Here is a 13,670-nt window from a genome sequence, read left to right as displayed (position 1 = left end):
GAAACTATTACCAATCAATATGTGGCATATAAAATGAAAGTTATCCATTAAAGATAAAAATGGAGATTCTCATTATGACGTCAGTATCAGCGCATCAATTCAAACATTGGCTTAAGTTTCATCCTAATTCTCATATTAGAAATGTATTTTTCATTTTGAAAAACATCAGAACAATGGAATTTCCAAGCCCTCAGATTTTCAACAAGTGCCTATACCATGTCCATAAATTGGTAACCAACTTCATCTCTGGATTAGCACGCTTTGTTTATTGGACTCCAGCCTTCAAAGGCCGAGTTAATCAATGCGGTAAACGTCTTTACCTTTATGGTGGCCTGCCATTCGTTAGTGGCCCACTCATGATTAAACTTGGTAATGATTGTCGTATCTCTGGGCAAACTACATTTTCGGGATGTACTCAACCAACACCAGACGGTTCCCAGCCATTGCTAAGCATTGGTAACAACGTTGATGTTGGATGGCAATCCACTATCGCCGTCGGCCACAAAGTCGTTCTTTCCGACAATGTGCGTATTGCAGGCGGTGCATTTCTGTTTGGTTACTCTGGGCATCCACTAGACGCTAAGCGCAGAGCAGCAGGCGAAGGCGACGATCCTGAACAGATTGGAAGCATCATCCTTGAGAGAGATGTATGGCTAGGCACGAATGTTACGGTAAAAGGTGGAGTCACTATCGGCGAAGGCACCGTGGTTGCAGCTGGCAGTGTTGTCACGAAGTCTATCCCTCCTTTTTCTATTGCAGCAGGTAACCCTGCACGTGTGGTCGGACAGATTCCAAACGAACAACACGTTGAGACTGAATCTGATGTATTCGATTCTCTTGAAACTCATGGAGGTCGTCATGCGTGATTTAATCGTGTTCGGTGAAGATTTCGGAGGTCTACCTTCGTCTACTCAGCATTTGGTTCGCCATCTCGCAGAGCAACACAAAGTTTTGTGGGTTAACTCCATTGGTTTAAGACAGCCAAAATGGTGTGTCAAAGATATTCAAAGAGCGTCTAACAAACTGTTTGGCAAAACCAAAGCCGTGACTCAGAACATGCTTGATTCGAATGCGGTGGGCAACATAACCATCGTTAACCTCAGAACCATTCCAGCGCCGTCTTCTGCCACTGGACGTAAGATTGCGCAATGGATGATGTTGAAGCAACTCAAGCCGATTATTGCAGAGCTGGATTTACACGCTCCAATCCTATGGACATCCCTACCGACTGCTGTTGACCTGTGCGGGTACCTCAATGAATCCGCTGTTGTTTATTATTGTGGTGATGACTTTAGCGCTTTGGCTGGCGTTGACCATCAAACCGTTGCAAAGCATGAATCGGAATTGATCGAAAAGTCTGATCTCATATTCGCAGCCAGCGAGAACTTAATGGCGAAGTTCCCTAAAGACAAAGCGCAACTGCTGCCTCACGGTGTCGATGTCAGTTTATTTTCGACACCTGCACCAAGAGCACATGATCTGCCAAGCGAACACCGACCTATTGCTGGTTTTTATGGGAGTTTATCAAAGTGGCTCGACTATTCGTTACTTGAACATGTTGCTCGAGCTATGCCTGAATGGGATTTTGTGTTCATTGGGCCAAACGAGTTAGATACGTTATCTCTGCCTGAACTTGATAACGTGCATTACCTTGGACCTCGTCCTCATCACTCCCTCCCAAGCTACTCTCAGCATTGGGATGTGAGCTTACTTCCTTTTGTCGATAATGAACAAATCCGTGCATGCAGCCCTTTAAAACTCATGGAATACCTCGCAGCCGGAACGCCAATCATCGCCACACCTTTTCCGGCTCTGCTTCCTTACAAAGAGCATGTTTCGACCGTAGAGAACGCGCAACAAATGATCGAGGCACTTAATTGCGCGCGTAACCTTCAAAACACCCCTGTGTCTGTTGTATCAAAAGACAGCTGGCAAAACCGCGGTAACTTCGTGCATTGGATGCTGGAGCTATTATGAACAACTTAAAATTGCGTCTATTGGTTTTATTGAATGCGGCGTGGCGTCAACGCTATGTAATTTTGGTGCCGATTCTTATTCTGCCTTTCATCGGTTTTGGAGTAAGTAAGTTGGCGCCAGCAAAATACGATGCTCACACCAGTATGTTGATTCAGGAAACCGCTAAGATGAACCCGTTTCTTGAAGACATTGCGGTATCCACGATGCTCAAAGACCGTATGAGTGCACTTCGTACCTTGCTTCACAGTCGACATGTCCTTTACTCCGTTGCTCAAGAGCTTGGCCTGACGACTCCTGATATGTCAGACGTTGAGAAACAAGAAATCATTACCGACTTATCGCAGCGTTTGTCCGTCACACAATTAGGGAAAGATTTCCTAAAGATAAGCCTAAGTTCGGATACACCTGTAGGTATGGAAGACACGCTTCGCTCTGTCAGTGAACATTTTATCGAGCAGTTATTAGCGCCAGAGCGTTCTTCGATTCAAGACTCAAGTAGCTTTCTTAAAATTCACATCGATGAACGAAACGCAGAGTTAAGAAAAGCAGAAGAAGCACTTGCGCTGTACGTGAACGAAAATGTGCATTCGACACCTGAGGTTCAGAGTCAAAGTTTGAATCGATTGGCGTCATTGAAACAAACACTTGCAGAGAAAGAGGCCGAATTGTCTGGTGTCCAAAAAAGCTTGGGTTCGATAGATCAACAACTCTCGAAAACCAACCCTGTCATCGGGCGTCTAGAAGATCAAATCATTGATATTCGTAGTGCGCTAACTCTGTTACAAGCAAAATACACAGACAAACACAGTGCAGTACAAGCCAAAGTTCGTGAGCTGGAAAGACTTGAAAACGAGCGAACAGCCTTGTTGGAACAAAAACAGCCAGGCATGAACAGCGATCAATTGTGGGACATCGCGAGTAGCACAACATTAAACAAGCTTTCCGACATTCAACCCTTGTTAGTGACCCAGCTCCACAGCCTGCAATTGGTTCGAGCTCGTTATGAATCTTTAACCGAAGAAACCAAAAGCCTTCGTACGATGATTTTTGAATTGGAAAACAAAGCGAACAACTTTGGTGAGAACGCAAAAGAGATGTATCGCTTGCAACGTGATGTGAAGATCAAACGTCAGCTTTACGACGAGCTCACAGAGCGTTACGAAATGGCTCAGTTAACCGGTTCTCTCGGGGTATTTGAAGAAAATAAACGAGTGAAGATTATCGATTTACCGTTTACACCGAGCATCAAATCTAACATGCCGTCATTCATCTTTATTATCGCGGGTCTGCTTGCTGGCATCGGCTTAGGAACCGGTTTAGCGATATTGTTCGAACTGTTTGATTCTTCAATCAAAAGAAAAGATGAAATAGAAGACATCATGGGTGTTCCCGTGATTACCGTGATTCCTAGAATGAGTTGATCACACGATCACTTAATTCCTAACTCCTAGCTCCTAGCTCCTAGCAAAAATTAGCTCTTAGCAAGAATGAGATCATAGGCAGAATCAGCTAAACACCGATAAAAACGCCAACCTCTCGTTGGTGTTTTTTATGTTTTGGTTTTCTGGTCAGTTTTAGTCTGCTTATTCATTCCCTAATTTTCTTATCATTGGTTGAAACAAACATTCTGTTTTGATTCCTATTTTGAGAATTGCCCTTCAGCAAACACGACAAAACAATAAATCATTGAAATTTAACAGTTAATTAACTGGCACGAGACGTGCAATATAAAACTGGAACACAAGCAGAACGAAACAGAAAGCTAGGTTGCAACATTAGAGCGTTACTGAAGGGAGCAATATTATGGGAAACCAAATCACAACGAATGGCAAAAAAATAATACATGTTGTTCAGCACCTTGCTCCAGGCGGTTTGGAAACGCTGACTCTGGATTTGCTGCGCCTTGCCAAGCCAACCGATCAAGTGTTGATCGTCAGTCTTGAAGGCACTAAAGAAGAATCCATCGCAAACTGGCCGAAGCTTAAGCCTTACCACAACCAAATCGTGTTTTTAGACAAAGAGCCCGGTGTTCAATTCAACATCATCATAAAACTCATTAAAGCATTTAGAGGAATTCGCCCTGACGTTGTTCACACGCATCACATAGGCCCACTGCTCTACGCGGGTTACGCGGCTCGTGTATCAGGTGTTCCTACTCGAATTCATACTGAGCATGATGCTTGGCACCTTCAAGATGACAAGCGCCGACGCTTACAAGCCTTAGCACTGAAAGCCGCTCAGCCAACTTTGGTGGCTGATGCAACTCGTGTTTACAACCAACTCCGTTCAGCTTTCGCTTATGAGAACATCATTACCATCAAAAATGGCGTGGACTGCAACAAGTTCAAGCCGATGTCGAAAATAGACGCGCGAACAGCGTTAGGCTTGCCACAAGACAAGAACATTGTGGGTTGTGCTGGTCGATTGGAACACGTCAAAGGCCAAGACCAACTGATCCAAGCTCTCGCACTCCTGCCTAAAAATACCATCGTAGCTTTTGCTGGCGACGGTTCTAAACGCAAACAATTAGAGCAACTGGCTACCGGCCTCAACCTGAATGATCGTGTTATCTTTCTTGGGTTAGTGGATGACATGACGACTTTTTACGGTGCGCTAGATACTTTCTGCCTACCTTCTCGCCATGAAGGGTTACCGCTTTCAACGCTTGAGGCTCAAGCATGTAACATCCCTACCGTCGCGATGAACGTCGGTGCTGTAGATGAAACCTTATGCCCGGTCAGCGGTAAACTAGTGAAAAGCGGAAGCATTATAGGGTTAAGCCATGCGTTGTTAGAGAACGAACGCGCACGATTTCTTTCTCCTCGTTCTTATATTCTGAAGCACTTCAACATCATCAAAATGGTCGCATCTTACGATGACATTTCTGAAGGAGTTTACGCATGATTGATTGGGTACTTGCAGGTCTCTGTTTATTTTCAGGAATGCTGATTGTTTACCATCACGCAGCTTATCCAATATTGCTGCGTTGGTATGCGAGACACCATCCAGCTCGTCAAATCGAAGAGAGTCAACGCTGTTACAAGGATGAACAACAGGATTGCGCGCTGCCAACGATTACTGTCCTTGTTCCTGCGTTTAACGAAGAACAATGGATTGCAGATAAGATTCGTAACCTTGCGTCGTTAGACTATCCCAAAAAGAAACTGCAGGTGATTATAGCTTGTGACGGTTGTACTGATAACACGGTCGAAATTGCTCAAATGACCATCCAAGAAGCGATGTGCAGCGATATTCACTTTGAGATACACGACCATGCTCAAAACAGAGGGAAAGTTGCCGTACTCAATGAAGAAGTGACAAACATCACCAGCGACATTACAGCGCTTAGTGACGTTTCTGCACTGATATCATTAGATGCACTGTTGATTGCTGCTGCTCACTTTGAAAGTGACGCGGTTGGGGTGGTAAATGCAACCTACCAGTTATGTCCCACCGGCAACGAGGGTGAAAACACCTATTGGCAATATCAAACGGCAGTTAAAGAATGTGAAGCTTCACTTGGTTCAAGTTTAGGTTCGCACGGTGCTTTTTATCTGTTCAGAACTGCGTTGTTTGCACCTCTACCACTGAACACCATCAACGACGATTTCATTTTACCGATGCAAATTGTTAAACAAGGCTATATCGCTGAATACGAGACACAGATGGTGGCGTTGGAACTTGAAGAGTCAAACCTACAAACCGACTTCAAAAGAAGACTTCGTATCTCAGCAGGTAACATGCAACAAGCGATTCGATTATTTGGTTTATTCAGCCCTAAATTTAGAGGCATCGCGTTCGCATTCTTCTCTGGGAAAGGTCTGAGACTCTTGATCCCCTATCTGATGATTGTGTGCTTGGTATGCTCAATCTTGCTCAACGAATATCTGTTGTTTGAAGTCCTTCTTTGGGCACAAGTGTTTGTTTATAGCATTGGTGTGCTTGGTTGCATTTTACCTAGCAGACTCACCAACAAACCTGTTTCGCTAATCTCCTATTTAATCGTTGGTCATTATGCCAACTTCATTGGTGGCGTACGTTACCTACTCGGACTTGAAAACTCCCCTTGGACTCGAGCTAATCGTTAAGGACTGACCATGATGAACATTGACCAACTATCAAACCAAAACCTATACCAAAGCAAGATTTCTCGCGCGAAACGAACGTTTGATTTTGTTAGCTCTTTACTCGCGTTAGTCATCTTATCTCCGATATTCCCATTTATCGCACTGGCCATTGCACTGACTTCTCGCGGTCCTATCTTTTATCGCCAACTGCGCGTAGGAAAATCGACACCAGAAAAGATGGAGATTTTTGAAATCATGAAGTTTCGTAGCATGTATCAAGATGCGGAAACTCGCTCTGGTGCGGTTTGGGCAACGGCGAATGACCCAAGAATTACACCGGTTGGTCGCTTTCTGAGAAAGACGCGACTTGATGAACTGCCACAGTTGTTCAATGTACTTAAAGGTGAAATGTCGTTGATTGGTCCGCGTCCTGAACGCCCAACTTTTTATAACAAACTCGAAAACGAAATTCCCTACTTTGCAGACCGTACATACGGCGTAATGCCTGGTATTACGGGGCTTGCACAAGTTAACCAAGGTTATGACACCTGCATTGATGATGTTCGCCGTAAAGTGGGTTTCGACCACAGTTACGCACTGAGTCTATGTTCTGTAAAATCTTGGATTGTGGCTGACCTAAGCATTATCACTAAAACGATTGTAGTGATGGTGGATGGCCGAGGGCGTTAAAACTAGACTTTGCAGTCAATTGTCAGTATCCGTTTGCCCTAGTCCCACGCTTTTTGATTCAAGTCCTATTAAAACCAATGAGTCGTTAATTACTCATTGGTTTTTTCGATTTTATATACCATTTGATATACGATACCGAGCTAATATTTCAACCCTGTATTCGAAGTGCCTTTCCTATGAAAATCGAAGATCTCAAACTATTCACCACCGTCGTTGAACTCGGAAGCTTTACAGCCGCAGCCAACGCACTGGACCTTCCTCGAGCGAACGTGAGTAGACGAATTAATGATCTAGAGAAAGCACTTAACATACAGCTTTTCTTTCGTACCACACGCAGTTTGTCGGTGACTAAGTCCGGTGAACTCTATTACAACGAACTATTGAAAGCCTTGAGCGCGCTTGAAAAGGCCAATCATATGGCATCTAACTTGTTAGAAGTACCACATGGTCGCGTAAAGATAGGCCTGCTTCCTGAGACCGGTGATATTGTTCAAGCCACCCTATTTAAGTTCCAAGATCTCTACCCAGAGATTGAACTTGATATTCGTAGTATCAGTAACGGCTTTATCGACATGTACCGTCAAGGGTTAGACCTTGCTATGCATGGAGGTCGACTAAGTGATTCGAATGTCGTGGCTCGTAAGGTTATGGATTTACAGCGTATTTTTGTGGCTAGCCCAGAATACATAGCGAAATCAGGTAAACCCGCAACGCTTGAAGATCTGTCTAAATTTCCGTTTGTCTGTTTCCGTTGGCCAAGCGGTGATGTCGATAAAGAATGGGAAATATCCAACAAAGTTGTAAAGGTTGAACCGTCTATCGTTAGTGACAGTATTGGTTTTGTGAAAGGTGCATCTACCCGTCACCGAGGCATTGCATTATTGCCTCAATTGATGGTTCGACAAGAATTGAAAGAAGGTACACTGATCAACCTGTTCCCGACAGAGACTCTGGAAAAAGAAGAAGCTTGGTTGCTGTATCCTCAGCGCAAAGCATTAAGTCATGCCAGTCAATTATTGATTGATTTCTTATTACAAGAATTACCAAAACTCTAATTATTGTCACGAATATTATGACAGTGTTATACCGTTAGCACTGATTATCTCTTAGCATCAACTCGATAGAATTACTCCATCAATATTTAGGAGCAATTCATGATGTCCATCTATCGCTATTCCCTACTCGCTGCCACTCTTATCCCGCTTATCGGTTGCAATCAGTCTGTTTCTACGAAAGCAACTGCCGATTCAGCCAAAGTAACGGAAGAGCGTCCGATTCAAGTCATTCAACTTGAATCGAAATCTCAACAAGCCAGCAAGACCTTTACAGGTAAGCTTCAATCCGTTGAAACGGCGGGTGTGGCGTTTCGCGTTCCCGGTACCATTCAAGAGTTGTTAGTCAAAACCGGCGATAGCGTGAAAAAGGGTCAAGCGATTGCTCAACTAGACCCGCACGATTACCAAGTTGCGTTAGAAGAGTTGCAAGCTCGCGCCTTAGAAGCAAAATCAGCGCACAAACTAGCAAAATCGGAATTGGCTAGAGTAAAACAAGCGATTGCTGACGATGCGATTGCCAACGTCAATTTAGACCGAGCCATCAGTGGTTACGAACGAAGTGAAGCCGCCGTTAAAGTGGTTGAACAAAACATTCGACGTGCCAAAGACTCGGTTCGTTACACTCGCCTGCTTGCGCCGTTCGATGGCGTGGTTGCCTCTTCTAATTTCGACCAATACGAACAAGTGCTTCCGGGCGTCTCGGTTTTCACCATCCACAAACCAGAACAGCTGGAAGTCACCATTGATGTACCTGAAAACATGATCCATCAATTTGAAGCAGAGCAACAAGCGACCATCAGTTGGTATCACGCAAAAAAGTCTATTACTGGTCATGCAACTGAGATCTCGACACTCCCTCACCCAATCAAACAAACTTACTCAGTGACTTATCGTTTGGATGACTTTGCAACTAGCAACACAGACAGGTTGTTGCCAGGTAAAGCCGTCACGCTCACCACTCAATTAGGCGAAAGCAGTGATAATTTCTGCCTACCTTACTCTTCCATCGTAAACCAATCGGGCGGCGAACAGGTCTTTACGATTAAGGACTCGCAAGCAACATCCATTTCTGTACATGTTACCTCATTCGGTGAAAACACCGCGTGTGTCGAATCTAAACTGAACGATGGTGACTATGTGGTTGTGAACGGCGCGCAGTATGTTCAAGAAGGCCAGCATTTCTCTTCAATCCAAGTTAAAGATCTGTAGGTAAACATCATGAACTTAGCTGACTTCGCCATAAAACAACGAACCTTCGTCTTGTTCTTCACCGTGTTGAGTGTGATTGCCGGGCTCTACTCTTACTTCGACCTTGGTAAACTTGAAGACCCAAGTTTCACGATTAAAACGGCTGTTGTGGTGACACTCTACCCTGGCGCATCAGCCGAAGAAGTAGAACAACAAGTCACGGACACAGTTGAAACCAAGCTTCAAGAAATGGCTAACCTAAACCGACTGCGCTCTCTTTCTCGTCCGGGCATGTCGATGGTGTTTGTCGACTTAAAAGAATCGCTGAACTCAAAAGAATTGCCACAAGAATGGGACTTGCTGCGCCGTAAAGTATCAGACATGAAAATGCTGTTACCAAGCACGGCACAAATCAGCATCGTGCAAGACGAGTTTTCTGAAGTTTACGGGATGCTTTTCTCTGTGTACGGCGAAGACGCTTCTCCATCAGAACTTCGTAGCTACGCGGAAGAGTTACAACGTCGCATTAAAACCGTAGACGGCATTAAAAAAGTCGAGTTGCACGGCGTTCAACCTCGTGTAGTTCATATCGATATTCCAGACGAGCGTTTGGCGCAATACGGTTTATCGATGGCTCAAGTTTGGAGCCAATTAAACACACAGAACACAACGTTTGATGCGGGTAAATTCTCTGCAGGTAGCGAGCGTATCCGTGTTCAGCAATCGAGCCAATTCACTTCGCTCGCTGATATTAAAAATCTGATGATCAAAGGCGGCGTGAGCGAGTTAGGTACTGGCTTGCTGCGACTTGGCGATATTGCTGAAGTGACCATGGGTTATCAAGAACCGATGATGACCGAAAACCGTTACAACGGCGTGCCTGCAGTAACTCTCGCAATGAGCCCTGTCTCGGGTGTAAACGTGGTATCTCTGGGTGACGACATCAACCGAATCGTTAATGAGTTCCAAGCGTCACTGCCACTGGGTGTTGAAGTTGCGACCGTTGCTAACCAACCAGAAGAAGTTCAAAAGTCGATAGATAACTTTGTCACTAACTTAGTAGAGAGTGTCGCAATTGTCTTTGTCGTACTTGCTGTGTTCATGGGGCTTAAGAGTGCAACCATCGTTGGTAGCAGCCTGATCCTGACTATCTTGTTAACTCTGATCTACATGAACTTAGCATCGATTGACCTGCATCGAGTTTCTCTGGGTACGTTTATCTTAGCTCTCGGTATGTTGGTAGATAACGCAATTGTGATTACCGACATGATGATCGTGAAGATCAACAAAGGCATCGACCGCACGATAGCGGCCATTGATTCTGTCAAAGAGACAGTGACACCACTGTTTGGTGCGACCGTTATCGCCATTATGGGTGCGAGTCCGGTTATCTTCTCGCAGACCGATGCTGCTGAATTTGCGAGTTCGGTATTCCTAATCATTGCTTCTTCACTGCTGCTATCTTGGTTCGTCGCAATGACGTTCACCGCATTGATGTGCTGGATGTTCATTAAACCAACCAAACAGAAAACAGACACCAAAGTCAGCTTGTACCGCAAGAGCGTCAACTGGACAGTCGATAACCCGATGAAAGCGTTGAGTGGATTGATTCCACTGATCTTGGTAACCGCTTTCGCTATCCCAAGCATTGCAGTTAACTTTATTCCACAAGCAGACAGACCGATCTTGTTCCTCGATTACTGGCTACCGAATGGCGCTAAGGTCGAACAAACCTCGGAAGACATGAAACGCATCGAAGCGTGGTTACTTGAACAGCCAGAAGTGGAAAGTATCTCAACTTATGTCGGTGCAGGTGCGCCCCGCTTCTCTGTAACGATTGAGCCAGAACCGTTCGACCCGGCTTACGGTCAGATCCTCATCAACGCGACTGACTTCCCGTCATTAAGCCCTTTAATTGCTCGTGGTGACAAATGGTTAACTCAAGAGTTTCCAAATGCCGATCCGCGCTTTAGAAGCTTGAAACTGGCGACCTCAGACAAGTTCAGCGTAGAAGCGCGTTTCTCAGGCCCAGATGTCGACGTTTTACATGGATTATCGAACCAAGCGAAAGCCATTTTCCAAGCACATCCAGATACTAAGTATGTTCGTGATGACTGGCGTCAAAAGAGCAAAGTGTTAGAACCGATCATCAACCAAGACAAGATTCGCCTTGCAGGTATTAACCGTGCCGACATTGCCTTTGCGATGAAACGAGCGTCTGAAGGCATGCCTTTGGGTCGTATGAATCTAAACGATGAACTGGTCACCATTCAATTACGTGGTACTGAAAACTCCATCGAATCATTAGAAACATTACCCGTTCGCTCGTTACTTGGCTTACACAGCGTACCACTGGGTCAAGTTGTCGATGGATTTGAACTGACCAGCGAAGAGACCATGATTTGGCGTCGTGACCGCGTGAAAACCATCACAGCACAAGCCGGGGTTGGTCGTTACACCACGCCAGCTGCGGTAAGAAACTCAGTGATTGATGATATTGAAGCTATCACACTTCCACCGGGTTACAGCCTTGAATGGGGTGGCGAATACTACGACGAACACAAAGCCGTTAGCGATATTCTTAAGCAACTGCCAAAAGCGATCTTGTTAATGGTGATCATCTTGGTGGCGATGTTTAACGGTTTCAAACAACCCGTCATCATCTTCACTACCTTACCGCTAGCAGCAACAGGTGCCACATTCAGCTTGTTGTTATTGGATAAACCGTTCGGCTTTATGGCATTGATCGGCGCAGTAACACTAACAGGAATGATCATCAAAAACGGGATTGTGCTGATGGACCAAATTGAACTTGAACGTAAAGACGGTCGCTCACTGTCGGACGCAATCAAAGAAGCCACGGTAAACCGTACTATGGCAATTTCAATGGGTGCACTAACCACCGCACTCGGCATGATCCCACTACTTACGGATCTCCTGTTCGACCAAATGGCCGCAACCATTATCGGTGGTTTGGCTGCTGCAACCGTGTTGTCTTTGTTTGTGATGCCTGCGTTGTACAAATTGTTCTACCGCGCGGAAGAGACTACAAGCATATCTGACGCGATTAAAGACGCCGTTGTCGTGCTTGATGCAACGCCGAACGGAACTGCACAGACTCAACAATCAAACATCACTCAATAAGGAGCAATAAACATGTATCTATTACCTAGATTTAAAGTGGCTCCTATTGCCCTAGCCTTGTTACTAACCGGTTGTGCGGTTGGCCCTGACTACGACGAGCCGCAAACCACGATGGCAGAAACCTTCTTGTACAGCCAAGATAGTCAAAGCCAAAGCGAGACAAACCAATCAAATACTCACTGGTGGACACAGTTCAATGATCCAACGCTTAACCAGTTGGTGGCCGATGTTCAAAGCCAGAACATCCCACTCAAACTCGCAGCCGAACGAATCAACATGGCGAACTCATACAAAAGTGTCGTTGAATCTTTCAAAGTGCCTACAGTCAATGTCGGCGGTGGTTACTACAACTATCAATTGAGTGAAAACGACTCCCTACTCGGCCCTGTATTTGGCGCGTCTGATGCCGTTCAATCGGCAACCGGTATGTCATTACTTGATGCGCAACACGATGGCGGTTTCTTAGGCGCGAGTATCGCATGGGAAATGGACTTATTTGGACGTATCGACAGACAATCTAACGCGGCAACGATTCGAGTGGAACAAGCCGAGATATTCCAATCAGGCTTGAACACACTGATTACCGCAGACGTGATTCACAACTATCTGCAATATCGAGGCGCTCAAGAACGCAAAGTGATTGCGATGGATAATATCCAAGACCAACAACGCACACTTGAGTTGGTGACCAAAGTGGTTCGCAGCGGTTATGGTTCTGAGTTGGATCTTGCTCAAGCCAAAGCGATGCTCGCAGCCACAGAGTCGATTGTTCCACAGTTAGAAATTGCAGAACAAGTTCACAAGCAGCGTATGGCCGTTTTGTTGGGTGAATCACTAGCGAACGTCAACCAACGTTTAGCGGGTGAATTTACCTTGCCACGAATGAACGATGTTATCCCAACGGGCTTACCTTCTGACTTGTTAGAACAACGCCCAGACATCCGAATCGCAGAACGTGAAATGGCTGCCATTAATGAAGAGCTTGGCGCAAGCATCGCCAATCGTTATCCAAAGTTCTTCCTAACGGGCACACCAGGTGTTACGGCTGGAAGTTTTGATGACTTGTTCAGTAGCGACTCATTTGGTTGGGCAGCGTCTGCGGGTATCAGTTGGAATGTGTTTGATGGTGGCCGAGGTGAAGCCATGGTTGAGATGAACGAAGCAAGGTTTCGTTCGGCAGCACTCAACTACCAACATTCAGTAGACAGTGCCTTCGCAGAAGTCGATTCAAGCTTGTTTGCTTATGGTCGTAGCCAAGAAAATCAAAAGCGCATTGATGAAGCAACAGACGCCGTCGACAATGCAGTCAGCAAAGCCAAATCGCTATACAAAGCTGGCCTAGTGGATTACTTATCGGTGTTAGATGCACAACGACAGCAAAAGATGATGCAAGACCGCCAAGTAGCCGCCAAACTACAAACCGCGAACACCACGATTGCGGTATACAAAGCGCTGGGCGGTGATTGGAAAGTCGTAAACGAGACACAAAGCGTTGAAGTAGCTTCGGTGAACTAGAAAACCTATCCGCTAGTCACCGAAGCAATAAGCT

Annotated in this window: 10 protein-coding genes; all 10 read left to right on the top strand. The window is 45.4% G+C overall.

Annotated features, from left to right (window positions below):
• Positions 1-74: 74 nt before the first annotated feature.
• The 10 genes from QUF19_RS08640 (at position 75) to QUF19_RS08595 (ending at position 13,636) form a co-directional block, all read left to right on the top strand.
• On the top strand, positions 75-866 hold the full coding sequence (locus QUF19_RS08640) for an acyltransferase (RefSeq protein ID WP_286298757.1): 792 nt from the start codon (positions 75-77) through the stop codon (positions 864-866).
• The gene (locus QUF19_RS08635; protein ID WP_286298755.1) at positions 859-1,977 is read left to right on the top strand and encodes a glycosyltransferase; all 1,119 of its coding nucleotides are present in this window, start codon (positions 859-861) and stop codon (positions 1,975-1,977) included. The genes QUF19_RS08640 and QUF19_RS08635 overlap by 8 nt, the downstream gene beginning before the upstream one ends.
• Positions 1,974-3,398, top strand: coding sequence for a GumC family protein (locus QUF19_RS08630; RefSeq protein ID WP_286298753.1), 1,425 nt, complete (start codon positions 1,974-1,976; stop codon positions 3,396-3,398). Before QUF19_RS08635 ends, QUF19_RS08630 begins: the two co-directional genes overlap by 4 nt.
• Positions 3,399-3,780: 382 nt before the next feature.
• Complete coding sequence (locus QUF19_RS08625) at positions 3,781-4,881, top strand: glycosyltransferase (protein WP_286298750.1); 1,101 nt, start codon at positions 3,781-3,783, stop codon at positions 4,879-4,881.
• Positions 4,878-6,065 carry a glycosyltransferase family 2 protein gene (locus QUF19_RS08620; protein ID WP_286298748.1) on the top strand — a complete coding sequence of 396 codons (1,188 nt, stop codon included), beginning with the start codon at positions 4,878-4,880 and terminating at the stop codon, positions 6,063-6,065. The genes QUF19_RS08625 and QUF19_RS08620 overlap by 4 nt, the downstream gene beginning before the upstream one ends.
• Before the next feature lie 9 nt (positions 6,066-6,074).
• Entirely contained in the window at positions 6,075-6,734 is a 660-nt protein-coding gene (locus QUF19_RS08615) for a sugar transferase (protein ID WP_286298745.1), read from the top strand.
• Between the two features lie 176 nt (positions 6,735-6,910).
• The gene (locus tag QUF19_RS08610; protein ID WP_286298742.1) at positions 6,911-7,789 is read left to right on the top strand and encodes a LysR family transcriptional regulator; all 879 of its coding nucleotides are present in this window, start codon (positions 6,911-6,913) and stop codon (positions 7,787-7,789) included.
• A 99-nt stretch (positions 7,790-7,888) separates the two neighbouring features.
• Positions 7,889-8,998 (top strand): efflux RND transporter periplasmic adaptor subunit, encoded by a 1,110-nt coding sequence (locus tag QUF19_RS08605; RefSeq protein WP_286298740.1) that lies wholly within the window; start codon positions 7,889-7,891, stop codon positions 8,996-8,998.
• Positions 8,999-9,007: 9 nt separating this feature from the next.
• Positions 9,008-12,121, top strand: a complete 3,114-nt coding sequence (locus QUF19_RS08600) for an efflux RND transporter permease subunit (protein ID WP_286298737.1) — start codon at positions 9,008-9,010, stop codon at positions 12,119-12,121.
• A 12-nt stretch (positions 12,122-12,133) separates the two neighbouring features.
• Positions 12,134-13,636 (top strand): efflux transporter outer membrane subunit, encoded by a 1,503-nt coding sequence (locus QUF19_RS08595; protein ID WP_286298735.1) that lies wholly within the window; start codon positions 12,134-12,136, stop codon positions 13,634-13,636.
• The last annotated feature ends 34 nt before the right edge of the window (positions 13,637-13,670 follow it).

This window comes from Vibrio sp. FE10 (assembly GCF_030297155.1).
Taxonomy (GTDB): Bacteria; Pseudomonadota; Gammaproteobacteria; order Enterobacterales; family Vibrionaceae; genus Vibrio; species Vibrio apostichopi.
Note: the sequence above shows the minus strand (reverse complement) of the source record. Positions and strands in the feature narration are given on the sequence as shown.

Coding starts and splice junctions, on each gene's coding strand:
- QUF19_RS08630 (WP_286298753.1), top strand. CDS start 1,974: ATGAACAACTTAAAATTGCGTCTATTGGTTTTATTGAATGCGGCGTGG.
- QUF19_RS08595 (WP_286298735.1), top strand. CDS start 12,134: ATGTATCTATTACCTAGATTTAAAGTGGCTCCTATTGCCCTAGCCTTG.
- QUF19_RS08625 (WP_286298750.1), top strand. CDS start 3,781: ATGGGAAACCAAATCACAACGAATGGCAAAAAAATAATACATGTTGTT.
- QUF19_RS08605 (WP_286298740.1), top strand. CDS start 7,889: ATGATGTCCATCTATCGCTATTCCCTACTCGCTGCCACTCTTATCCCG.
- QUF19_RS08635 (WP_286298755.1), top strand. CDS start 859: ATGCGTGATTTAATCGTGTTCGGTGAAGATTTCGGAGGTCTACCTTCG.
- QUF19_RS08615 (WP_286298745.1), top strand. CDS start 6,075: ATGATGAACATTGACCAACTATCAAACCAAAACCTATACCAAAGCAAG.
- QUF19_RS08640 (WP_286298757.1), top strand. CDS start 75: ATGACGTCAGTATCAGCGCATCAATTCAAACATTGGCTTAAGTTTCAT.
- QUF19_RS08620 (WP_286298748.1), top strand. CDS start 4,878: ATGATTGATTGGGTACTTGCAGGTCTCTGTTTATTTTCAGGAATGCTG.
- QUF19_RS08600 (WP_286298737.1), top strand. CDS start 9,008: ATGAACTTAGCTGACTTCGCCATAAAACAACGAACCTTCGTCTTGTTC.
- QUF19_RS08610 (WP_286298742.1), top strand. CDS start 6,911: ATGAAAATCGAAGATCTCAAACTATTCACCACCGTCGTTGAACTCGGA.